The organism is Pseudomonas sp. JE3303, assembly GCF_056312565.1.
In genome coordinates, this window is record NZ_JBWGIF010000011.1 from 123,835 (window position 1) to 146,816 (window position 22,982).

Annotated in this window: 18 protein-coding genes and 1 pseudogene; 14 read left to right on the forward strand and 5 right to left on the reverse strand. The window is 59.0% G+C overall.

Annotation, left to right across the window (positions count from 1 at the left end):
- The first annotated feature begins 204 nt into the window (after positions 1-204).
- The 6 genes from AC0ZZU_RS16840 to dmpG are packed head-to-tail and all read left to right on the forward strand — an operon-like array spanning position 205 to position 6,478.
- Positions 205-1,866 (forward strand): bifunctional 3-(3-hydroxy-phenyl)propionate/3-hydroxycinnamic acid hydroxylase, encoded by a 1,662-nt coding sequence (locus AC0ZZU_RS16840; RefSeq protein ID WP_476342229.1) that lies wholly within the window; start codon positions 205-207, stop codon positions 1,864-1,866.
- A 1-nt stretch (position 1,867) separates the two neighbouring features.
- Complete coding sequence (locus AC0ZZU_RS16845; RefSeq protein ID WP_476342230.1) at positions 1,868-2,815, forward strand: 3-carboxyethylcatechol 2,3-dioxygenase; 948 nt, start codon at positions 1,868-1,870, stop codon at positions 2,813-2,815.
- Between the two features lie 10 nt (positions 2,816-2,825).
- Entirely contained in the window at positions 2,826-3,683 is an 858-nt protein-coding gene (locus tag AC0ZZU_RS16850) for an alpha/beta fold hydrolase (RefSeq protein WP_476342232.1), read from the forward strand.
- Between the two features lie 9 nt (positions 3,684-3,692).
- The gene (gene mhpD / locus AC0ZZU_RS16855) at positions 3,693-4,487 is read left to right on the forward strand and encodes a 2-keto-4-pentenoate hydratase (RefSeq protein ID WP_476342233.1); all 795 of its coding nucleotides are present in this window, start codon (positions 3,693-3,695) and stop codon (positions 4,485-4,487) included.
- Between the two features lie 31 nt (positions 4,488-4,518).
- Entirely contained in the window at positions 4,519-5,460 is a 942-nt protein-coding gene (locus AC0ZZU_RS16860) for an acetaldehyde dehydrogenase (acetylating) (protein ID WP_476342234.1), read from the forward strand.
- A gap of 10 nt (positions 5,461-5,470) precedes the next feature.
- Complete coding sequence (gene dmpG / locus AC0ZZU_RS16865; RefSeq protein WP_476342236.1) at positions 5,471-6,478, forward strand: 4-hydroxy-2-oxovalerate aldolase; 1,008 nt, start codon at positions 5,471-5,473, stop codon at positions 6,476-6,478.
- Positions 6,479-6,591: 113 nt separating this feature from the next.
- Here the strand turns inward: dmpG and AC0ZZU_RS16870 are convergent, their stop codons facing one another.
- Positions 6,592-7,233 (reverse strand): VOC family protein, encoded by a 642-nt coding sequence (locus AC0ZZU_RS16870; RefSeq protein ID WP_476342237.1) that lies wholly within the window; start codon positions 7,231-7,233, stop codon positions 6,592-6,594.
- Between the two features lie 268 nt (positions 7,234-7,501).
- On the opposite strand from AC0ZZU_RS16870, the gene AC0ZZU_RS16875 reads away from it, so the two are divergent.
- The 3 genes from AC0ZZU_RS16875 to AC0ZZU_RS16885 all read left to right on the forward strand — a co-directional run bounded on the left by AC0ZZU_RS16875 (position 7,502) and on the right by AC0ZZU_RS16885 (position 11,386).
- Positions 7,502-8,923 carry an OprD family outer membrane porin gene (locus tag AC0ZZU_RS16875; protein WP_476342238.1) on the forward strand — a complete coding sequence of 474 codons (1,422 nt, stop codon included), beginning with the start codon at positions 7,502-7,504 and terminating at the stop codon, positions 8,921-8,923.
- Positions 8,924-8,999: 76 nt separating this feature from the next.
- The gene (locus AC0ZZU_RS16880) at positions 9,000-10,367 is read left to right on the forward strand and encodes a spinster family MFS transporter (RefSeq protein ID WP_476342239.1); all 1,368 of its coding nucleotides are present in this window, start codon (positions 9,000-9,002) and stop codon (positions 10,365-10,367) included.
- Between the two features lie 89 nt (positions 10,368-10,456).
- Positions 10,457-11,386, forward strand: a complete 930-nt coding sequence (locus AC0ZZU_RS16885; protein WP_476342240.1) for a LysR substrate-binding domain-containing protein — start codon at positions 10,457-10,459, stop codon at positions 11,384-11,386.
- Positions 11,387-11,450: 64 nt separating this feature from the next.
- On the opposite strand, the gene AC0ZZU_RS16890 is transcribed toward AC0ZZU_RS16885, so the two are convergent.
- From AC0ZZU_RS16890 to AC0ZZU_RS16900, 3 genes are all read right to left on the reverse strand, one after another.
- On the reverse strand, positions 11,451-12,413 hold the full coding sequence (locus tag AC0ZZU_RS16890; RefSeq protein ID WP_476342242.1) for a flavin reductase: 963 nt from the start codon (positions 12,411-12,413) through the stop codon (positions 11,451-11,453).
- A gap of 102 nt (positions 12,414-12,515) precedes the next feature.
- A complete protein-coding gene (locus tag AC0ZZU_RS16895; RefSeq protein ID WP_476342243.1) occupies positions 12,516-13,769 on the reverse strand; it encodes an acyl-CoA dehydrogenase family protein in 1,254 nt (417 codons plus the stop codon).
- 87 nt (positions 13,770-13,856) lie between these two features.
- Positions 13,857-15,275, reverse strand: coding sequence for an MFS transporter (locus AC0ZZU_RS16900; RefSeq protein ID WP_476342244.1), 1,419 nt, complete (start codon positions 15,273-15,275; stop codon positions 13,857-13,859).
- Between the two features lie 207 nt (positions 15,276-15,482).
- Between AC0ZZU_RS16900 and AC0ZZU_RS16905 the strand changes: the two genes are divergently transcribed.
- The 5 genes and pseudogenes from AC0ZZU_RS16905 to AC0ZZU_RS16925 all read left to right on the forward strand — a co-directional run bounded on the left by AC0ZZU_RS16905 (position 15,483) and on the right by AC0ZZU_RS16925 (position 20,753).
- On the forward strand, positions 15,483-16,856 hold the full coding sequence (locus tag AC0ZZU_RS16905; RefSeq protein WP_476342246.1) for an MmgE/PrpD family protein: 1,374 nt from the start codon (positions 15,483-15,485) through the stop codon (positions 16,854-16,856).
- A gap of 471 nt (positions 16,857-17,327) precedes the next feature.
- Positions 17,328-17,628, forward strand: a pseudogene (locus tag AC0ZZU_RS16910) (hypothetical protein).
- 139 nt (positions 17,629-17,767) lie between these two features.
- Positions 17,768-18,532, forward strand: a complete 765-nt coding sequence (locus AC0ZZU_RS16915) for an SDR family NAD(P)-dependent oxidoreductase (RefSeq protein ID WP_476342248.1) — start codon at positions 17,768-17,770, stop codon at positions 18,530-18,532.
- Between the two features lie 97 nt (positions 18,533-18,629).
- Complete coding sequence (eutH, locus tag AC0ZZU_RS16920) at positions 18,630-19,862, forward strand: ethanolamine utilization protein EutH (protein ID WP_476342250.1); 1,233 nt, start codon at positions 18,630-18,632, stop codon at positions 19,860-19,862.
- A gap of 87 nt (positions 19,863-19,949) precedes the next feature.
- Positions 19,950-20,753 (forward strand): helix-turn-helix transcriptional regulator, encoded by an 804-nt coding sequence (locus AC0ZZU_RS16925; protein ID WP_476342251.1) that lies wholly within the window; start codon positions 19,950-19,952, stop codon positions 20,751-20,753.
- Positions 20,754-20,871: 118 nt separating this feature from the next.
- Here the strand turns inward: AC0ZZU_RS16925 and AC0ZZU_RS16930 are convergent, their stop codons facing one another.
- The gene (locus AC0ZZU_RS16930; RefSeq protein ID WP_476342253.1) at positions 20,872-22,617 is read right to left on the reverse strand and encodes an MOSC domain-containing protein; all 1,746 of its coding nucleotides are present in this window, start codon (positions 22,615-22,617) and stop codon (positions 20,872-20,874) included.
- Positions 22,618-22,982 lie beyond the last annotated feature (365 nt).

Here is a 22,982-nt window from a genome sequence, read left to right on the forward strand (position 1 = left end):
GTTGCGATTGCTGCTGTTTTTTGCTTGTTCTTATACTCCAGTCCGACCTGAATGGAGACTTTCACATAACCGGCCTATGCCGCAGCCCAACAGGTCGCAGTCCCATCTTACTGACTTTTCACCGTGGTTTGCGCCTCACGGCAGCGTGAGGCAGGGCTATTTTGTGCCCCGAAAAGCAGCGGTATTTCTTGGCGGAGAACAACAATGAACCCCACCCCCCTCGACCCCAATGTGTCATCCCATTCATCCGAAGTCGTGGTGTTGGGCGCCGGCCCGGTTGGCCTGGCTATCGCCAACTACCTTGGCCAGATGGGCGTTCAGGTACTGGTTATCGAGAGGCTCGAGGGCCTGATCGATTACCCTCGCGCCATCGGCATCGACGACGAGTCGCTACGCACCATTCAGGCCTTCGGACTGATCGAGCAAGTGCTGCCGCATACCACCCCCTGGCATGCAATGCGCTTCCTGACTTCAAAAGGACGCTGTTTTGCTGACATTCAGCCAATGAGCGATGAGTTCGGCTGGCCACGCCGCAATGCGTTCATCCAGCCTCAGGTCGACGGCGTCATGTTCAGGGGGCTGGAGCGTTTTGATAATGTCCGCTGCCTGTTCGCCCGCGACTTGATCTCCTTCAGTCAGGACAGTGACGGGGTTGATCTGACACTGCGCAAGACCGATGGCAGCGAAGAACACGTGCACGCGGGGTACATGGTGGCCTGCGACGGCGGCAACAGCTCCGTGCGCCGTACGTTGAACATCGCCTTTGATGGCAAGACCGCGCCGAACCAGTGGATCGTGATCGACATCGCCAACGACCCGCTTGGCACACCCAACATCTACCTCTGTGCCGATCCCTTGCGTCCCTATGTTTCTGCCGCCTTGCCTCACGGCGTGCGCCGGTTCGAGTTCATGGTCATGCCCGGTGAGACCGAGGAACAATTGAGCCGCCCGGAGAACATGCGCGCACTGTTGTCCAAGGTATTGCCCGAACCGGACAAAGTGGAACTGATCCGTCAGCGCGTGTATAGCCACAATGCTCGGCTGGCCGCGCGCTTTCGCATAGACCGGATCCTGCTGGCCGGCGATGCAGCGCACATCATGCCGGTGTGGCAGGGCCAGGGGTACAACAGCGGCTTGCGTGATGCGAGCAACCTGGCCTGGAAGCTGGCGCTGGTGGTCAAGGACTGCGCTTCTCCATCGCTACTGGATACCTACGAGCAGGAACGTCGCGACCACGTGAAGGCGATGATCGATCTTTCGGTAATGGCCGGGCACGTGCTCAACCCTCCCAAGCGCTGGTACGCCACCTTGAGAGACGGCATCAGCTGGCTACTCAATTACCTGCCACCGGTCAAACGCTACTTCCTGGAAATGCGCTTCAAACCCATGCCCAAGTACACCCAAGGCGTGATCGCCGGCGATCCGACCAGGCAGCCTGCGGTGGGCCGCATGTTCATCCAGCCGAAGGTGCTGCTGGAGGATGGGCGGCAGGTGCTGCTTGATGATGTCATAGGGGCCAACTTTGCCGTGCTGGCGTGGGGCACCAATCCCAAATGGGGCCTGAACGAAAGCTTGCTGGCCGCTTACGAGGCGCTGGGCGTGAAATTCATCCAGATGCTCCCGGCGGTCCAGCTAAAGGCCCAGCGAAATACGATCGAGGGGGTCATCACTGTGGGCGACCTGGACAACCGGCTCAAAACCTGGTTCGGCCAGCATGCCGATTCGGTAGTGATTTTACGGCCGGATCGCTTTATCGCCGCCATGGCGATTCCACAAACTGTCAGCACCGTGGCGGCCGAACTGCTGGATAAACTTCAGGCCCGGACGCAGCCCTCTACATCCCACCACTTGAGCAAGGTAGCTTGATATGACTGCTCTGGTGCAGTGCCTGTCGCATACGCCGCTCGTAGGCTTCTACGATCCCTCCGCTGAAGTGCTGGCGGAGGTGGCAGAGGTTGTGGAGGCCGCCCGCTGCCGGGTAGCTTCGTTCGATCCGCAGTTGGTAGTGCTGTTCAGCCCGGATCACTACAACGGCTTCTTCTACGATGTCATGCCGCCGTTCTGCCTGGGTATGGCTGCCCATGCCATCGGTGATTTCGGCACATTGTCGGGTTCGCTGAACGTTCCGCAGGCGCTGGCAGAGGCTTGTGCCGAGGCCGTGCTCGATGCCGGTGTCGACGCTGCTGTTTCCTACCGCATGCAACTCGACCACGGTGCTGCGCAACCCCTGGAATTGCTCTTCAACGGCCTGCGTGAAGTACCCGTGATCCCGGTCTTCATCAATGCCGTCGCCACCCCCTTGCCAAGCTTCCAGCGTGCTCGCCTGCTTGGTGAGGCCATTGGTCGCTGGGCACGATCGACCGGCCAGCGTGTGTTGTTCATAGGATCCGGTGGCCTGTCACATCAGCCACCCGTACCGGAACTTGCCAAGGTCGACGGATTGATGGCCGACAGACTGAAAGGCAGCGGCCGAAACCTGCCGCACGACGAACGCGAAGCCCGCACGCAGCGCGTGATCCAGGCAGCGCAACGGTTTGTGGAGGATCCCCATTCGCTGCACCCTCTGAACCCGGAATGGGATCAGCGTTTCCTCGACACCCTCAGCGGTGGCGACCTTGCCAGTTTGGACAACACCGGCAACGCCGAGCTGTCGGCGCTTGCTGGCAAGTCGGTCCATGAGGTGAAAACCTGGGTAGCCGCCTTTGCCGCCCTGCAGACCTACGGCCCTTATGAGGCCGGGAACCGTTTCTACCGAGAAATCCCTGAATGGATCGCCGGGTTCGGAGCGCTCAGTGCTCGCCCCCGACATTTTTAAGGCCACGCCCATGACTCGATTCAATGAACAAGACAGCAGCCAGTTTGTCACCATCGAAGACGCTGACCGCACGCTGAACATCCATTACAACGACCTTGGCAGCGGTGACCGTGTGGTGGTCATGCTGCATGGTTCCGGACCCGGAGCCACCGGCTGGGCCAACTTCAACCGCAATATCGACGTGATGGTCGACGCCGGTTTCCGTGTGCTGCTGATCAACTGCCCCGGATGGGGACAGAGTGATTCGATGGTCTGCGCTGAATCGCGTTCGGACCTCAACGGCCGTGTAGTCAAGGCTGTAATCGACCAGCTGGGTATCGACAAAATCTCGCTGCTGGGCAATTCGATGGGTGGCCATAGCGCCGTGGCATTCGCCTTGGCCAATCCGCAGCGGGTCGACAAGCTGGTATTGATGGGCGGCGGTACCGGAGGCGTCAGCGCCTTCGTGCCCATGCCCACCGAGGGTATCAAGCTGATCGGCGCTCTTTATCGTGAGCCGACCCTGGAGAACCTCACTCGCATGATGCAGGTGTTCGTCTACGATGCGAGCGACCTGACCCAAGACCTGATGAAGACGAGACTGGCCAACCTGATGGCACGTCCCGATCACCTGGAAAATTTCGTCAAGAGCACCCAGGCCTACCCTGCCCAGTTTCCCGATTTCGGTCCAAGGCTGGCCGAGATCAAAGCCGACACGCTCATCGTCTGGGGGCGCAATGATCGCTTCGTGCCGGTGGACGTGGGCTATCGCCTGAACGCAGGCATCCTCAATTCCCAACTGCATGTCTTCAACAAATGCGGACACTGGGCGCAATGGGAACACGCCGGGCGTTTCAATCGCCTGGTCGTCGACTTCCTCACTTATTAAGGCCTCGACATGGATACTTCCCAGAACACCCTTGACCGACTCGCCGCCGCTTTGCGCGAGGCCGAAGCCAGCGGCGTGCCGATTGCCCCGCTGCGTGACCAGATAGGCGAGCAGGCGGCCGAGGCGGCATATGCCATCCAGCGTCTGAACGTGGCCCATGCCCAGGCGACAGGCCGTCGTGTGGTCGGTCGCAAGATAGGCTTGACCAATCCCAAGGTTCAGGCCCAGCTCGGCGTCGATCAACCGGATTTTGGCACCCTGTTCGCCGACATGTGCTACGGCGACAACGAAACCGTGCCTCTGAGCCGTGTGCAGCAGGCAAAGATCGAGGGAGAAATTGCGCTGGTGCTGGAGCATGACTTGCCCGGCACAGATACCACGTTCATGGATGTCATCCAGGCAAGCGGATGGGTGCTACCGGCGTTGGAAATCGTCGGATCACGTGTGGCTGACTGGAACATCCGCTTCGTCGACACCGTGGCAGACAACGCCTCCAGCGGCTGCTTCGTGCTCGGGGGGCCGGCCCGGCGCATCGCCGACATGGACCTGCGTCAGGTCAGCATGCGCCTGAGCCGCAACGGCCACGTGGTGTCCGAAGGAACAGGGGCTGAATGCCTCGGCCATCCGATCAATGCTGCGGTGTGGCTGGCGCGCACCATGGCACGCCTGGGCACGCCGCTAAAGGCCGGCGACATCATTCTCACTGGCGCGCTCGGACCCATGGTGCCAGTGGCTCCAGGAGACCATTTCGAAGCCGAGATCCAGGGCCTGGGCCAGGTCGGCGTGCGCTTCAGCATTGAATAAGCCGGCTCTGCAAGCACTTAAGGTAGATATCATGAAGAAACTCAAAGTCGCCATTATCGGTCCTGGCAACATCGGCACGGACCTGATGATCAAGATCATGCGCAACGCAACGTACCTCGAAATGGGCGCAATGGTCGGTATTGACCCCAGTTCGGACGGTCTCGCTCGCGCGGCCCGACTGGGCGTGGCAACCACAGCCGAAGGCGTGCAGGGACTGATCAATCTTCCCGAATTTGCTGAAATCGATTTCGTCTTCGACGCTACCTCCGCCGCCGCCCATGTGCAGAACGACGCGGTCCTGCGCGCCGCCAAACCCGGCATCCGCTTGATCGACCTGACCCCTGCGGCCATAGGCCCCTACTGTGTACCTGTGGTCAACGGCGCCGAACATGTCGACAAGCTCAACGTCAACATGGTGACCTGTGGCGGCCAGGCCACCATTCCGATGGTGGCCGCCGTTTCTCGCGTGGCGAAGGTGCATTACGCTGAGATCATTGCCTCGATTGCGTCGAAGTCGGCCGGTCCGGGCACGCGCGCAAACATCGACGAGTTCACCGAGACAACCAGCAAAGCCATCGAAGTGATTGGCGGTGCGGCCAAAGGCAAGGCCATTATCGTCATGAACCCCGCAGAACCTCCCTTGATCATGCGCGATACCGTGTTCGTGCTATCCGAGGCTGCCAACAAGGCAGCGGTCGAAGCGAGCATCGAGGGAATGGTCGCCGAGGTGCAGATGTACGTGCCTGGCTATCGTCTGAAACAGAAGGTGCAGTTCGATGAGATCCCGGCGCACGCGCCGCTGAACATTCCTGGCCTGGGTACGTTCTCTGGCCTGAAAACCTCGGTGTTCCTCGAGGTCGAAGGCGCCGCCCATTACCTGCCGGCCTATGCCGGCAACCTCGACATTATGACCAGTGCCGCCCTGGCCACTGCTGAGCGAATGGCCGCCCAACTGCTGGCCATCGCGCCTTGAGGACCTGTGCATGAGCAAGAAACTCTATATCTCGGATGTGACACTGCGCGATGGCAGTCATGCCATTCGTCACCAGTATTCGATTCAGAACGTGCAAGACATCGCTCGCGCACTGGACAAGGCACGCGTCGATTCCATCGAAGTGACCCATGGCGACGGCTTGCAGGGTTCCAGCTTCAACTATGGCTTTGGCGCTCACTCTGACCTGGAGTGGATCGAAGCCGCCGCCGATGTCATCGAGCATGCAAGAATCACCGTCTTGCTGCTACCGGGCATCGGCACCGTGCATGACCTCAAGGCAGCCTACGACGCCGGCGCACGCAGCGTACGCGTGGCCACCCATTGCACGGAAGCCGATGTATCCAGACAACACATCGAATACGCGCGCAGCCTGGGCATGGACACCGTTGGTTTCCTGATGATGAGTCACATGATCCCTGCCACTGAGCTGGCACACCAGGGCAAGCTGATGGAGTCCTATGGCGCCCAGTGCATCTACATGGCCGACTCGGGCGGTGCGATGACGATGAACGATGTGCGAGACCGAATGCGCGCATTCAAAGCTGTCCTTGCCCCGCAGACCCAGACCGGGATGCATGCACACCACAATCTGAGCTTGGGCGTGGCCAATTCCATCGTCGCCGTCGAGGAAGGCTGTGACCGAGTCGACGCCAGCCTGGCAGGCATGGGAGCCGGCGCGGGCAACGCGCCATTGGAAGTCTTTATCGCAGCAGCGGAACGAATGGGTTGGGTCCATGGCACCGACTTGTTCGCTCTGATGGACGCCGCCGACGATTTGGTGCGGCCGCTGCAGGATCGACCGGTACGCGTGGACCGGGAGACGCTTGGACTGGGGTACGCCGGGGTATATTCCAGCTTCCTGCGGCATGCCGAAGTGGCGGCAGAGAAGTACGACCTCAAGCCCTTGGACATCCTGGTCGAGCTGGGCAAGCGGCGCATGGTGGGGGGCCAGGAAGACATGATCGTCGATGTTGCCCTGGACCTGCTCAAGCGCTGAACGACCTTGAGCATTGCCTTTTGAAGTGCAGTGGTTCGACTAGCGTGTGAAGCGGCTCCCTGGGGGGCCGCTTGCATCATGAAGAACTCATCTGGGCGGTCGTTGCCCAGTGCTTAGACTGTCTGCATCTGGAAGGCTTGCAGGTTGGCCTGTACCCCATCGCGAATGCGCGCTTGCCATTCTTCGCGGCTGCAGAAACCAGTTTGTTCCTTGGCCTTGGCTTCGGTACGGGCCCGAATGTCGTCGCAAGACTCCGTCAACAAGTCAATGTCCCACCAGGTTGGCTGCGGCACATACCAGGGCGACGGGGTGTAGCATTCGATCCGGTTGCCTTCTGGATCGCCTACATACACGCTCCAGGTATTGCCGTGGTCTTTCTGCTGCAGAATGGGTACACCCGCCTTGTCGAATTCCAAGGCCATCAGCTTCAGCTCTTCCAGACTCTCGTAGACGAAGGAAATCTGCTGCATGCCCGGATGGTTTTCCCGTCGCAGGTTCGCGAAGGCAATCTGGTGATGCTCTTCTGGATCCCCAGTCATGAACACCACTCGGGCACCGTCGGCTCGCCCCGTGCCCGTGTCGGAGACAACGAAACCAAACCACCGGCTGTAAAACTGGCCAAGCGCATCCGGATCGAATGCGGGAACCCCGATGTGACGAAAACGGCCTTGAGGAAGTGCCATGCTATCTACCCTTTTGTCGAAATTATTGTTGATGTGTTTCCCAGACTCTGTCGATACCACGCTGTACGCCATCGAGGACCTAGTGGTTCACTAGGCGCTCACGCCAGCTTGGCGGCGAGCGGATCCACCGCTGTGCATATTCATACCAGAGACCTTTGCAGGCAAAAGTAAAGATTGAGCCGACGTGCACACTGTGCACGGACTAACACCTTTCCGTTGCACAGTGAGCGCGCGATTTTGATACTTGAGCGCAAGCCCGACGCGCAGTCTTCAAAACGCTTGGTACTCAGCGGAGCGCGCTTGGCAATAACCTTCCAAAACAAGAATAAGAGACATCTACATGCATCTGACTGTGACCCGAACGGGTGAACAACAGTTTCCGCGACGCGCCTGCGTGCTGGCCGCCTTGATTGCACTCTCGCCTGCAGCATCGGCTGGGGGATTCCTCGACGATGCACATGCAGAGCTTCGACTGCGCAACCTTTACTACGACAATGATTTTCGCAACGGTCACGGCGCGGGTGGCTCCCGTCTCACCGAGTGGGGCCAGGGCTTCATGCTCAACGCCCGTTCAGGCTATACCGAAGGCCCGGTTGGCTTCGGCGTGGACGCGCTGGCGTTCCATGGAATCAAGCTCGACTCTGGAGGCAAGGCAGGTGATGTGAACTCGTCCCGCCAGCCAGCAATCGTGTTTCCGCGGGATACGGACGAGAGCTCCGTGGACAGTTTCTCCTGGGCCTACCTGAATCCCAAGGTGCGCATTTCCAAAACCGAAATCATGTACGGTGCGCATCTCCCACGCTTGCCTGTCCTCCAGGCTTCGTCCGGAAGCATCGCGCCTCAGCTCTTCGAAGGCACACTGATCACTTCGCGGGAAATCGAGGGACTGACACTGCTAGGTGGCCTGTACGAAAAGTCCAAAGGCCGGGCCTCCAGCGATGGCATGTCCATGACCATCAGCGCTTCAAGCTCCGGGCGGCGCCAGTATGCGAACTCGTATAATCAGGCAGTGTACGGACAGTCCATTCCCGGCACTGCGCAGGACAGTAACCATTTCTGGTTCTTTGGCAGTGAATACGCGGTAAATCCTGGCTTGACGCTGCGTTACTACTACGCACAGATGGAGGACTTCTACGAGCAGCACATGATAGGTGCGCTCACTGAGTGGAAGATTGGGGACGGTGTGCTGTCCGGCGATTTTCGGCACTACGACAGCTCAGGGCATGGCAAGAACAGCCACTTCGATGGCCGCATGGAAGGCTACTTGGCGAGCGGCTATTACGGTAATGGCGTGACGGTAGGTGAGGTCGATAACCGCCTTAGCAGTGCCCTGTTCAGCTACAAGTACGGCGCTCACACCTTTGGCTTGGGTTATCAGCACGCTGAGGGGAGCAGCGATTTTGTCTGGCCCAACCAAGGCGACGGCAGTATCGCTCCGATCACCAGTGATATTCAGGTAAACAAGTTTGCCCGCGCCGGTGAGCGTACGGGCCAGGTGCGCTATGGCTATAACTTTGCCGGCATGGGCATACCTGGGCTCAACTTCAACTGGATCTATCTCAAAGGTTATAACGCTCGGACGGTCCAGGGTGCCAAGAGCGAGCAAGTACATATCGCAGCGGTCACCTACGCGATTCAGGGCGGCCCGCTCAGAGGTCTCGGATTCCGTGTGGATCAGGGAACGCTGAAGAGCCATGTGCCGGGTGTGAGGGATATGACCGAAACCCGCTTTACCACCGAATACAGTATTCCTCTTTTCTAGGGACACCGGGAGCACGCTCGCACTCTGGCTATAGCAGTTCTTTACATACCAATAAATACAAATTTGGAGATGACAGATGAGTAATTTGCCACTGCCGCCCTTGCAAGCTACCAGGTGGTCAAGGATTGAGCCTTGGTGGATGGTGGCGGTCCTGCTGCTGTTTTACGTGATTTCCATCCTTGATCGTCTGGTTATCAACATGCTGGTGATCCCCATCCAGCAGGATCTGGGGCTGAGCGATTTCCAGATCAGCCTGTTGCTGGGGCCCGCCTTCGCAATATGCTTTGGCATATGCGGCTATCCTCTGGGTTGGGCAACAGACCGCTTTTCTAGACGCGGGGTTGTGTTTGGCGGCATCGTGGCCTGGTCCTTGGCGACAGTAGCGACAGGGATGGCTAAATCCTTCCCGCTGCTGTTTGCCGCCAGAATGGGTGTAGGGGCAGGAGAGGCAGGTCTCCAGCCAGCGGCCTACTCACTGATCGCCGACAAGTTTCCAAAAGAACGATTGACCACGGCGCTGTCGATATTCGGTATGGGCCCCAAGGTCGGCACCGCCTTCGCCTTCGCCGTAGGCGGATGGGTCATCTCCTACTCGGCTGCTCACGAAGGGCTGGTACTCCCAGTGTTTGGAGAGGTCAACTCCTGGCGCCTGGCAATGATCCTGATAGGTATACCCGGATTGTTGCTGGCATTCCTGGCATTCAGTTTTTCCGAGCCGAGCCGTAAAAATCACGTCAAACCTGCAGTCGAGGGCGTCAGCGTCCTCACCTACATGGGGCAGAACAAGCGCTTGTACGTCAGCCTCCTGCTGGGCTTTGCCTGCGCCGCGGTTGCTGCGGCAAGCTTGGTCAGTTGGGTGCCGACATACATCACCCGGGAGTTCGGCTTGACGCCCAAAGAGTACGCGCCAATCATGGGGATTGTTAACGTCATCAGCGCTTCAAGCATTCTGTGCAAAGGCATGATCATCGACTGGCTGTACAAGCGGGGTGTGAAGGACGCGCACGTGCGCTTCTATACCTGGTTGCTGGCCTCCACGCCGCCGCTGGCCATCATTGCGTTCAGCATGTCCAATCCGTACTGGTTCATGGCGGCATATGCAGTCATCGATGTAGTGCTGGTGTCCTTCCTGCTGTACATCGCTGCCACGGTACAGTTGCTGGTACCCAATCGAATGCGCGGCCAGACCACTGCTATCTTCATGTTTGTCACGGCTACCGTAGCTGCCGGGTTCGCTCCGACCATCGTCGCCTCGCTTACTGATTTTGTCTTCCGCGACCAGCAGCAGTTGGGTAAATCCCTGATGCTGGTGACGACCATCGCGAGCGCGGTAGCATTCGTGGTGTTGCGTTATTCCCTGCGCCATCTGCGTCCGGCGCTGGATCAGCAGGACCGCGAACAGAACGCAGGTGAGCAAAGCGGCGCCCTCAGCGCACCCGCTTGATAAGCTTGGAGTTGATCACGCCCGCACGGCTACTGCCTGCGGGTGTTTCAGTTCATTTTTCAAGGCTGGGTCGACCAGCCAGGTGCTGCATGAGCCGATTACCCTCCCTGAACGCTATTCGTAGCTTTGTCGCTGCCGCCCGCTCACAGAGCTTCACAGCCGCTGCCCGGGAGCTGCATGTGACGCAGGGCGCAGTGAGTCGAATGGTCCAGGCGCTCGAGCTGGAACTCGGTGTCCCATTGTTCAATCGCCAGGGGCGTTTCATCAGCCTCACGCCCAGTGGCGAGCGCTACTATCAAGAAGTCAGCCTCGCGTTGGAAAGTATCGCCCAGGCTACCCGCACGCTGCGTCAGGAGCACGACGACCAGGCGTTGCAACTGGTCGTCAACTCGGCTTTCGCGGTCCGCTGGCTGATGCCGCGGTTACTGACATTCCAGCGCCAGTACCCACACCTCACCGTGCACATCCTGGGAGATGACACCGAGGATGCTCAGGCCGTCCAGAAAGCTCAGCTGATCATTCGTTATGGCACTGGAAACTGGCCCGGTGTGGTTGCCGAATCCATTGTGGTGGGTAGCCTGATGGGCGTGGTCTGCTCGCCTGAATTGAAGCGTTCACGGACCCTTGTCACGCCGGCCGATTTGCTGGCTGGCCCGTTGCTGACGCACAAGGCAGCGACCGACAGCGGGTTCTGGGGCGAATACTTCGAACATTTTTCACTGCCTGCCCCTGACATGCGGGTGGCCCCGCGCTACCACCAGCTGCTGCTGTTGGCTGAAGCGGCGATGGCGGGCATGGGCTTTGCGCTGGTACCACTGTTTCTGTTCTTGCCCGAACTCAAGAGTGGCCGCCTGGTGCTTGCCATACCTGACACCTTTGAATCGCCCCGTGATTACTATGTGACACACACGCCAGAGTTGGAAGGGGACCTCAAGGTACAGTTGTTCAAGCGCTGGTTGGTGCAGCAGATCCAGGCGTGCAACGACGAGTGCACGCTGATGCTAGGCATCCAGGACTGATTGACGCTGCTGCAATCTGACAAAGGCGCGTATAACGCGCCTTTGTATCTTGCCGATTACCTGATTACCGAGCTGACAACACCGTCAAGACACGACGCGCGGCAGCGATGTCGGCTTCGCTGATGGTACTGAGCTGCTCTTGGGTAAAGTTTCGGGCCCTCTCCGACAGCCCACGGCGCTTTTCCATTCCGGCGGCGGACAGCGCGTAGTCCCCTGCGTTGGCCTCGACCAAGCCTTGCTTGATCAACTCGCTCAATGCATCTTCAGTGGCACCTCGCCCCAGCAGCGTTTCGTGCTCTAGTGCATCGATCGCCAGGGCGCCCTGGGCCAACACGCTGATGATGCGCGATGTGGCGTGGTTCACGCCGAGCGCTTGGCGATGTGCGTCGAACAGGTGCGACATGTTCAGGTTGGCGTTGGTCAGCAAGCTCGTGAAAAGAAGCTGCTCGGAACAGTCTTGCGCCAGATTGGCCTGTTGTACGGCAATGGCCAGCTGGGGATGGTTCTGGCTGACCGCATATTGTCCCTGGGCAAAGACCAGGGGCTCGCCGGCAAAGCGTGCATAGTGCTCGACCTGGCCGATGAGGATCCAGTGATCCCCCCCTTCGTACACTTTGACCAGACGGCACTGCAGATGGGCAATGGCCCCTTTGATAAGGGGCGCGCCACCGGCACCCGCCACCCAAGGTACGCGGCTGAAGCGCTCTTCATGCGAAGCACCGAACAGTTGGGAGACTTCCACCTGCTCCGCGGCCAGCACACTGACGGCGAAATGGCTGGCGGCCATGAACGCAGCGGCACTGCCGGACTCGCAGCGAATCGACCACAGTACCAGCGCGGGGTCCAGCGATACGGCTGCAAAGGAATTGACCGCCATGCCGACACGCGTGTCGCCATGCTGGGCGGTGATGATCGAAACGCCGGTCGGGTATTGCCCCAGGCAACGCCGGAAGGCTCGACCGTCGGCCAAGGGTTCGCCTTGCTCGAGCAAGGTTGGATCAAGCGTATAGAGCGGGTGTTCAGACATGCCGTATCCCTAGCCCGACACAGGGGCTGGATGATTGTTCAAAGCAGGACTCAGCAGAATCCGCGTTCTGCACGAGGGCAATTACAGCAAGTGCGGCTGCACCTACTTGTAGTAGGCCAAAGTGCCAAAATCGCTGAATGGCGCAGGCTCCATGCCAAACATTGTCTTGATGTATTGGCCCGCGGCCAGTTCGCGGCCAGCCGAGCCATGGTTGCGGGCAGCCATAAGGTCTCGGAAGACTTGCTGGAGAATGTTGTCCGAGGCAGACGCGGCCGCCCCGGCTATCGGCCACAGCTCGGCAATGCTCTCGAAACAAGTGGCATTGGCAGTAGCCGACTCGAAACGTACTCGCATCCGCTCCAGGGGAGTTGCCTGCTCGCCACGGCAAGCGGTATCGAACAGCGCTTTCCAATTGTTCAGATGGCGCTCGCGGGCGCCGTTTACCTTGGTCAGTACATCGGCCAGCTTGAGATGCAGGAACGGATTCTGTGCAATCGGCGCACCGGTCCCTTGGCGCGTGAGGCGCACCCGCGACTGCTCGATGAAGGTATTGATACCGCACATGGCGGTGCCAATGACCATGTTGGTCGCAGTGGAATTGAAAATGCCAAGAAAGGACATCCAGTACAGAGGGCGGTTATTCACTTCCCAGCCTGGATTTGCATCGTTGTAGGTGTCTACCAGCTCATGGATGCGGTAGCTGGGCACGAAGACATCTGTAAGGGTGACCGCCTTGCTGCCAGTGCCTTTGAGACCCGAAACGCTCCAGCTGGAGTGATCGATAATCACATCGCTGACAGGCACCACGAAGTTACGCGCAGCTCCACCGAGGATGACCCATTGCGCATGGTCCACGCCGCTTGAGAAGGTCCAGGTACCATTGAGCAGATATCCGCCTTCAACCGGCTCGGTTTTGCCGATCGGCGCGTAGGAACTGGATGCACGGGTATCAGGCCCTGTTGCCCAGAACTCATCCTGCATGCGTTTGTCCATCAGGGCGATCTCGAAAGCATGGCAATTCAGCTGGCCGGCGATCCAGGCAGCAGAACTGTCAGCCTCGCCGATCATCATGATGCCCTCGAAGAATGATGCGGGATCGATTTCGGTCCCGCCGTACTGCATAGGGGTAAAGGTACGGAACACACCGGCATCGATCATCGCCTGGACCGCAGCATCACTGACGCGGCCTTGTTCTTCGGATTCGGACCTGAGCGCACGAATCGTTGGCACTGCGGCCTGCACGGCTTGCAGGTAGGCCTTGCCAGTCTCCAACGCGCGCGCTCGGTACGCCTGCCAGCATTGCTGGCGTGCCAGAGTAGCGGCATTGATGTCTTGCTTGAGGCTTGAGAGCGACATGAGTTTAATCCTGGGTTGTTGTTATGCCTTGACTCTAGGGGCTGGCCTCAAGCGTCTCAAACCATATTTCGGGAGCGCTGAATGAGCTCAGCTCATGGAGCGCGAGGGTGCGGTGCTACCGGGGAACAATGGCTCAGGTGCTTGAGCTCCATCGGCTTCTCGCGCGATCGTGACCAGCTCCCGGCGCAGGTAGCGAAGGGCGAACCCCAGCACGATGATCGCCATGACCACGCTGGTGCCAGACACAATGAGCAGCGAATACCCCAACATTGCCTGGTCCTTGAACATGTACTCGGTGATGGTCGCGACAAGCGGTGGCGAGATAGTCGGCGCTACCGTTCCCACGACCAGTATGAACATGCCCATGACGCGGCCGCGCAGATGTCCGGGAGCCATGATCTGGATGGTCGCCGAAACGTAGAAGATAGAATTGAGCAGGATGATGTCGAGCACCGCATATGCAATGACGAACACAGAGAAGTCATCGGTGGTAAAGGCGATAAACATCGCGGGTAATGACAGTACCAGGATGAATGTATAAAAGCGGATATGGGCGTCCTCGACGCCGCGCTTTACCATCCAATCGATCAATAGCCCTTTGACAATCATGGACAACGCCCCAACGGCATAAAGCATACTTAATGCTGGTGCGTAATCCTTGGGCGACAAACCGAACTGACGAGTAATGTAGGTGGGTCCCCACGATAATGAGGACATAGCCGCTAGCGTTGTGCAGGAGAAACCAAGCAAGAGCAGCCCGTACAGCAGTTTGCGTTGCGTGACGTAGGCCTTGAAGGAAACTTCGCCCAGGCTGCCGGCAAGGGAGCCAGCCCGCTCGGCGATATCTTTGGCACCTCTACGCAGCGGCTCGGAGAACGTGAATATGAACAGGGCCAGGAGTATACCCGGTGCGCCTAAAAGAATCAGGGCCGATCGCCACGCATTCATCTCTCCCAGCACAGGGAAATTCATGCTACCCAGACTGGCGGTATAGGCGATCACCCACCCACCGACACCAAACGCGAACGCGTTTCCTAATTTAGGCCCCATACCAAATATTGACATTGCTGTTGTCATGCGCTGACGTGGCACTCGGTCGGCAATCATGGAATACGCCGCAGGTATCAGCGACGCCTCCGCAGCGCCTACTGCTACTCGGCTTGCAAACAGTCCGGTAAAGGTTTTTGCCAAACCCGCGCAGAACGTAGCCAGCGACCATATGACGAAACCTCCGAACAGCACCTTGCGCCGTGAAAAGCGGTCGCAGGCCCAGCCCAGCGGATAAGCGAACAAACCGTGTGAAACGGCAAACGCTGGTCCGATGATGAAACTCATCTGCACGTCTGAAAAACCCATTTCCTGCTGGATCGGCACCACCAGCATATTCAACACCAGCCGGTCTACGATCGACATGATGTACAACATCAGTAATACCAATACCATCCACCAAGGCTCGATGGTTTCCCACCATAGCGGAATGAGTCCAGGGCGTTCTATGCGTTTCATGGGCGGTCACCATTTTCTATTTGTTCGTGTGGTGGGAGAAAAGCGCAAGGGAGTGCAAGCCGATACTAAACGGCAAATTTCATGGAGAGTTACCCTTAGTGGGAGATGCGTGCACATAGTGCACGTGACAGCAGTGCTGACTTGCGATCGAGCACGCATACTGGATAAGTTGCGCCGTCCTTACCAAAAATAAAATCGAGGCCGCACATGCTCATTCAACGTATCGCTCGACACATTCTCGATACTCGCTTCGAAGACTTTTCTTCCGAGGTAATCCGTGCTGCAAAGCTGCGCCTGACCGACGCGCTGAGCTGTGCGGTAGGCGGCCACGTGTCCCCCAGCAACGCTGTTTACTTGAATTTGTTCAGAAGCTGGGGCGGGGCGGGCCAGGCGAGCGTGCTGGGCTTCGGCGAGAAGCTGCCGCTACCTCAGGCAGCGCTTATCAACAGCATGAGCACACGATCGTTCGACTTCGAAGTGACGGGTCCTGAAGCAGAGGGTGTCAACAAAGGCAAGATGGTCGGGCACGTCTGCAGCACCACCGATCCTACTGCGCTGAGCGTGGCCGAGTTCATGGGCAGTGACGGGCGTGAATTGCTGGTTGCCCTGGTGCTGGGCGGCGATGTCGGTGCACGTCTGGCGGTGTCAGAGGAGTTCAATTTTGATAAATGCTTCGAAGTATGCGGTACCGCCAACGCAGTAGGTGCCCTGGCAACCGTCGCTCGTTTGATGAAGTTGAACGAGCAACAGATCGTCAACGCCTACGGTATCCTGCTGCACATGATGTCCGGTTCTTACCAATCCCTCTGGGACGGTGTCGACACTTTCAAGTTGCCTGGCGCGCTGGCCGCATACAACGCGATCACTGCAGCGCAACTGAGCCTGGGCGGTTTTGAAGGTGTCAGGGACGCGTTCACCAGCAAGTTGGGTTATTACAACCTGTATTCATACAATCCTGCGCCCGAAAATTTCACAGCTGATCTCGGCAGTGTTTTCTATGTGCACGGAATGCACAAGATTCATCCCTCATGCTATGGAAATCACAACCCGATCGAGTGCGCGCTTGAATTGGTAAGTGCCCACAGCTTCACTGTCGAGGATATCGAGGCAATCACTGTTGACGTACCGCCTGGTCGGGTCGATCACTTCCTCAATCAACCCATGCGGGCAGGCGATGGCCATGCCAGAGCACTGTTTAGCATTCCCTATGGCCTTGCAAATGTATTAGTCAACCGAGAAGTTCTGATCGAGCATTATTGCGCGCCCCATATCTTCAACCCAAAAGTCATGGCGCTAACTGAGCTGGTGAAGTTGCAAGGAGCTGCGGATCTGGTCACCAACCAATTGTTACGGTTGACGATCCAGCTCAAGGATGGCCGGATCCTCAGAGCTGAGCGTGACAAGCTACCGAGGGGTTGGGCGGCAAACCCGGTCAGCGAACTTGATGTGGCTGAGAAGTTCTGGCGCAACATTCATTTCGCAAAAACGGTCAGTGATGAACGCGCGCAACGTGCCTTTGATGCAATCATGCAGCTTGAGCATTTGGAAAGTGTTGTGGACATTACTGACAACCTGCGCTGATTGGGCGTGGTTCGAACTGTACATTGTCCAGCGCCCATCCTACGCCCAGTCGCTGTTTGATCGCGGCGACCGATGCGCCACAGCCTCCCGGGTCGAAAGACCAGCCGCAACCCGGGGGGCATCCGGAATTCCCCTATCGACCTGGCCCACGCAATAAATCACGGTAGTCCGGAGCTTGATGCTCTTGCGTTTGGCTGTAGCAGTGTCCATTGCTTTCATGCGTCATCCCGAATTGACCCGCTGGACTGTAACCCTTGGAGGCTCTTTCCCGAGCCTAAAGCCTTGATGTGTCCATTGGATGACCAGGCTTCCGGGAAATGGAAAGACCGCCTGCCACCCATACCTCCATCGAACGCGCATTGTTGAGGTCTGGGTTCGTGGTCTCGACCGCCGTCGAGCAGCCGACGCCGGGAACGACCCGCTGGGCCCGCAAGTCTGACCTGTATCGATTCATTGAAGAGGTACAGCACAATGGACAAGACGATCACAGTGGATCAACTGGCTACCACTGATCTCGGGTTAATCAACGAAATATGGCTCGACGGGCCTCATACCCAGTTATGCCTGTGGAGTGGCGAACACGTCTTCACCCACGAAATGCTCAGCGAGGGCACCCACGATCAGAATGTCCAGCGCCTGTGCGTGAAACTGGTCAATCCTGACGACCCAGCTGCGGTGGCCAGCGTTGAGGTGATCGCGCGCGAACGGCTCGAAAAGCTGGGGGAGGAAGGGAGAGTTTTATCCGGCTGAGGATGCCAACACCCATCGATAACCGTTCTGGAATGATCGCTACTTTGGTGCCAACACCAGCGGGCTGATCTTTCTCACCTACCTATACCCACGGGTATATGGACCCAGCAACTCCTCGGTTTTAGTTTGAAGCCACAAATAAAACACCGAGGAACATTCCCATGGATCGATTGAAAGGCAAGGTGGCACTGATTACCGGCGGCGCAGGGGGTTGTGGGCTGGCCGCATCGGAACTGTTCGCCGCCGAGGGCGCAAAGGTAGTGATCCTCGACTTGCCGACCAGCCAGGGCGAAGCCGTAGTCGCACGTATCAATGCCACAGGCGGACAGGCCCTGTTTGTCGCTGCGGATGTCTCGGTGGCCGACCAGGTGCACCGGGCCGTGAGCTGGGCGCAGGCACATTTCGGCGCAATTACTGTGCTCATGAACCACGCCGGCATCATCGCCGCCGGCCCCTTCCTGGAAACAAGTGAAGAGGACTGGGACCGGCTGATGAGCGTCAACGTCAAAAGCATGTTCCTGGTGACCAAGGCAGTGCTGCCGGGCATGCTCGCCTCTGGTGGGGGCAGCGTGATCTGCACTTCATCGATTTCGGCAGTGGTAGGCACGCCCATGGAGGTGCTCTATTGCACCACCAAAGGTGCCTGCCACATGTTTGCGCGCGCCCTGGCCGTGGAGTACCGCGACCAGAACATCCGCAGCAACGCCATCTGCCCAGGCTTCATCGGTACCGCCCATGGCCGGCGCGAGCTGGATCTGCTGCGTGGGTATGGTGTGGATGCCTCTGACGAAGCGATCAAGACCATGCAGGGACGCCTCTGCGATCCGACTGAGGTGGCCGCCGCCGCGCTGTTCCTGGCAAGCAACGAATCAAGCTTCGTCAGCGGTTCGCACCTGTTCGTCGACAACGCCTACACCGCCATGTAAAGCCCGGCCAGCCCTACGCGGCTGGTCCATGACAACAACAAAAGACTCCAACTTTCAATTCTGCCCCAAGCCAATTCCAACAAAAGAGAGGCAGCAGATGGAAAACATCGGCACTTACGTCATCTACGTGATCATGGTGTGCGCAGTGATCGGCGCCATCGCATCGATCATCAATGCAGAATCCGAGCTGGGCAAGGAGTTCACCGCGGGCCTGCACAGCATCGGTCCGATCTTCATCCCAGTCGCCGGGATCATGGCCGCCATTCCGTTCATATCCAGCTTCATCAGCCACTTCATAGGCCCGCTGTTCCTGGCCATGGGCGCCGATGCCGGTATCGCCGGGCCGATCTTCATCGCCTCGGACCTTGGAGGCTACCAACTGGCCCAGGCGCTGTCGCATAGCCCAGAGGGCTGGATCCTCGGCCTGATCACCGGTTTCCAGTGCGGCTCGACGGTAATCTTCGTCATCCCTGTAGGCCTGGCCATGCTCAACAAGGCCGACCACAAGTACATGGCGCTGGGCATCATGGCCGGGCTGTTGAGCATTCCAGTCAGCATCGTTGTCATCGCCATGGGCATGCAGGCCATGGGGCTGGGCGTGCGCCCGGACATCGCAACGGCGGGCGCGGCCACCCAGGCGCTGCATTTCACCCTGCCGACGTTGCTGCGTAACCTGTCGCCGTTGATCTTGTTCTGTCTGGCGTTGGCAGCGGCACTGCGGTACTTCCCCAACCTGATGGTGAGCCTGTTCCTCAAGCTGGGACAGTTGATGTATGCAGCAGTGACGCTGGTGCTGGTGGCCTCGATCGTCGAGTACTTCACCGGTGCGTTTACCTCGCTGTTTGGTGGCTGGGGCTTCGCGCCAATCATCGCTGACAAGGACGATCAGTTCCGTGCCCTGGAAATCGCTGGGTACGTGGGCATCATGCTCTGCGGTGCGTTCCCGATGGTCTACCTGATCAAGCGCTTCCTGTCGCGGCCGATCGAGGCGATGGCTTCCAAGCTTGGCCTTTCTCCAGTCGGGGCGGCGGGTGTGCTCGCGGCCTCGGCCAATATCCTGGCGATGTTCCGGCTGGTCGCGGACATGCCGCCCAAGGACAAGGTGTTGGTCATTGCATTCGCCGTCTGTGCAGCATTTACCTTTGGTGACCACCTGGCGTATTCGGCCAACTTCCAGCCGACGTTGATCGGGCCGCTGATCATCGGCAAGCTCTCGGGCGGGCTGTTGGGCATGCTGCTTGCGTACTGGCTGGCCGTACCCAAGGCCGAGCAACTGGCGCGTGAGGAAGAGCAGGCTGGCCTGCTGCAAGTCAGCGCACCGTTGCACTGACCAGGCCTGGCATCGTTCAATGCCGTCCGGGCTGGTAGAGCCGGACGGCATTCGTGCGCCCCTTACGAAAAAGCACAGGCACCCATCATGAACAGCGACGACGCCAACCGCCTGGGTACGGTCATTCGCAGCATTGGCAGCGACACACTGGGCCCGGCCATCGACACAGCGCTCAAGGGCGTGGTCAATTTCGACATGAGCTGCGCCTACCTGTTTCGCTTCAACCAGCCTGCGCTGCTGATACACGATGGCTACAACCAAAGAGTGGCCGAGCGCACGCTCAAGGCTTATCTGCGCGGTGGTTATCTGCTCGACCCATTCTATGTCGCCTGCACCAACAACCATCCCGCTGGCTTGTGGCGCATGCGCGAACTGGCGCCCGACAGCTTCTTCGCATCGGGTTTCTCCATTTCCCACGACATCCACCCCTGCGTTTCCTCGCACCACGGCAGCCTTATCGAGGAGATCGGCTTCATCGTGCCCGTGCGGCCACGTACGGCGCTGGTATATTCGCTGATGCGCGGACTGGACAAGGGAGCGTTCACGGAATCTGAAGCCGAGCGGCTGGCGGTCCTGAGCCCGGTGATGGACGCAATCTTCAGCCAGCACCTGCGCCTGGCGCATGCGGACGCGCTGGCAAACCCACAGGATTCGGACAGCCAGCTGGAAGATGCTTTCGTCGACATCCTGCAAGGCCAGCTGACGCAGACCCAGCGTCACGTGGCCAAGCTGATCCTGCAGGGGCATAGCAGTCAGTCGATCTCACGCGAGTTGGGGATCTCGGAAGGGACGGTGAAGGTCCACCGGCACAATATCTGGCAGCGCCTTGGGATTGCCGGCAATGCCGAGCTGTTCCGGTTGTTTATCAATTATCTGGCGAAGAATAGTTGAGGCATCAGGGCATCCTCGGCCTGTTCGCCGAGCGAGGCGGCGCGCTCACTCGGCAGACACTGGTCGCCATAGCCGGTTGAGCCGTAGGGTCAAAAACTGCCAGTCGCAAACGCTAGCCTCAGCAATCCAGCACAACATCACCCCTAGGCACCGCTGCGCACAACAGCGCATGTCCACTCCTGGCCCGAGAAGGCTCGCTGAGGGAAAAGACTTCGCCTTCAACCAGCGCGCACTCGCAGGTCTGGCACAAACCCGCACGGCAATGTGCTGGCACCACGAGCCCTTTGGATTCGGCAAAGTTCAGCAGCGGCCCATCCTGGGGCTGCCATTTGGCAATGACGCCCGAGCGCTTGAAGGTGACGGTGAACGGGCCTTCCTCGGGGATCGCGCGCATCTCCACTGCGCTGTCAGGGGTCACGAAACTGTCCATATGGAGGTGCTGCGCTACGCCTGCCTGCGTTGCAATGGCCAGTACCTGCTCTTGGAAGCGTTCAGGGCCGCAGACGTGAATACCGGCGTTCATGCGGGCGGCCTCTGTCACCAGCGCGATGATATCTGGCCGGCCAGCCACTGCGTTTTCGAAGCCGCCGGAACCTTGGGTGACGTGCAACGCAGTTGAAACATTGCTTAGCTGCTGCGCGATGGCGCTGGTCTCGCTCCAGAGCGCCAGCTCGTGGCTGAAACGCACGCTATGCACCACGCGTACAGGGTTGGTGTACTGGGCGTCGGCGAGCGCTTGGAGCTTGGTGATCGTGGGTGTGATGCCAATGCCGGCACTCAGGATAAGGGTGGCCGGGCTGTCGAGATCGAGAGTGTCCGGGCCGAACGGCCCGCTCAGGCGCATCGACTGGCCCACCTCGAAGGTGTGAATCGCCTGTGAGCCCTCGCCTCCCTCGCGCTTGACAGTGATCCGCAATCGATCGCCCTGGCGCCCCGACACGGTATAGCGGCGCCAGGTGCCGCTCTCGGTCAATCCATGGAGTGCGATATGCTGGCCAGCCTTGATTTCATCGAGTGAGCCCAGCGGGGCCAAGGGATCTTCCAGCCACAGAGAGCGAATGCCGGGCGCCTCCTCAATCACTTCAACCACTCTCGCCGGGCGAGGCCAGGACACAAGCGCAGGCGCCTTGGGAACCGTTGCCGCAATCGCCAACTTCGCGGGAAAACGCTCGGCCGTCGCCAGCACCGCATCGCCCGGAAGCAGCATGCCCCCTCGCTCGACCTGAGCGTACACCCCACAGTAAATGTGCCCGAAGTGCCGGTTGAGCTGCGCGGGGGTGTTCATGTCCAGCTCGCCCGTTCGAGGATTCACGGAGGTGGCCCTGCAACGTTTGATTGGCCGGATTATCGACAGGCAGGTATCGCCGAACTGCACGCCGCGGCCAAGCCAGTCGAACTCAGAGAACGGCTCGGCTTCGATATAGATGTTGCCGCGAAAGCGCATCGGATCAACTGGCACACCCATTTTCGCCGAGAGAACCTCAACCGTCTTCAGGTTGATGATCGACAGCATCGAGTCGTCGAAATCCCAATGCCCGAGGCCATCTTCGCGCCGGATGACGCTCGCCTGCTCGCCGAAGATTTCACGCAGACGCGCCGGATCACTCAGCAGATCGCCGCTGACGCCTGGCGTGCGCTCATGCAGCGTCAACGCGCCCGCATCGTCGCAGGCACGGTAGTGCACCAGGCTCTCGTTGGTCGTCAATTGATGAAATGGCGCAGCATCCTTCGCCATGCTGCCTCGGGCGATACCGGCAACGCGGTCGCCCGGCATACCCTTGCCACAGACCAGCGAGACGCTGTCCAGTGTTTCGTCCTGGAACCCTTTTATGGGATAGCGATGAAGCGATACGACGTGCCCCATTTAGCGAGACTCCTCAGAAATCGTTCTTGATCATTGGCACGGGAGGCAGTGGACGCTTTCAACATTAGCAGGTGTCCGGAAGCGCCATAGCCTTCGGATACTAGCTCGTTTCAAGCCGATCACTCGTGGCGATTACTGATCTAATTTCACAAACACATGAAAATTACCGCTACTAATCAACGCGTCGCGCGGGGATCAACATAGTCGGCACCAAAATCAACCCTGAAGCCGGATTGAAACGAGCTTTGCGGGGTCATCTCCACTCTGAAAGGTGCATCGACCATGAGTACTTCGTTCAAGAACAGCCACGGCATGTTCTCCTTCCCTCCAGACGCCGGTAAGCCACGCCTCCGGCTCGCAGCGCT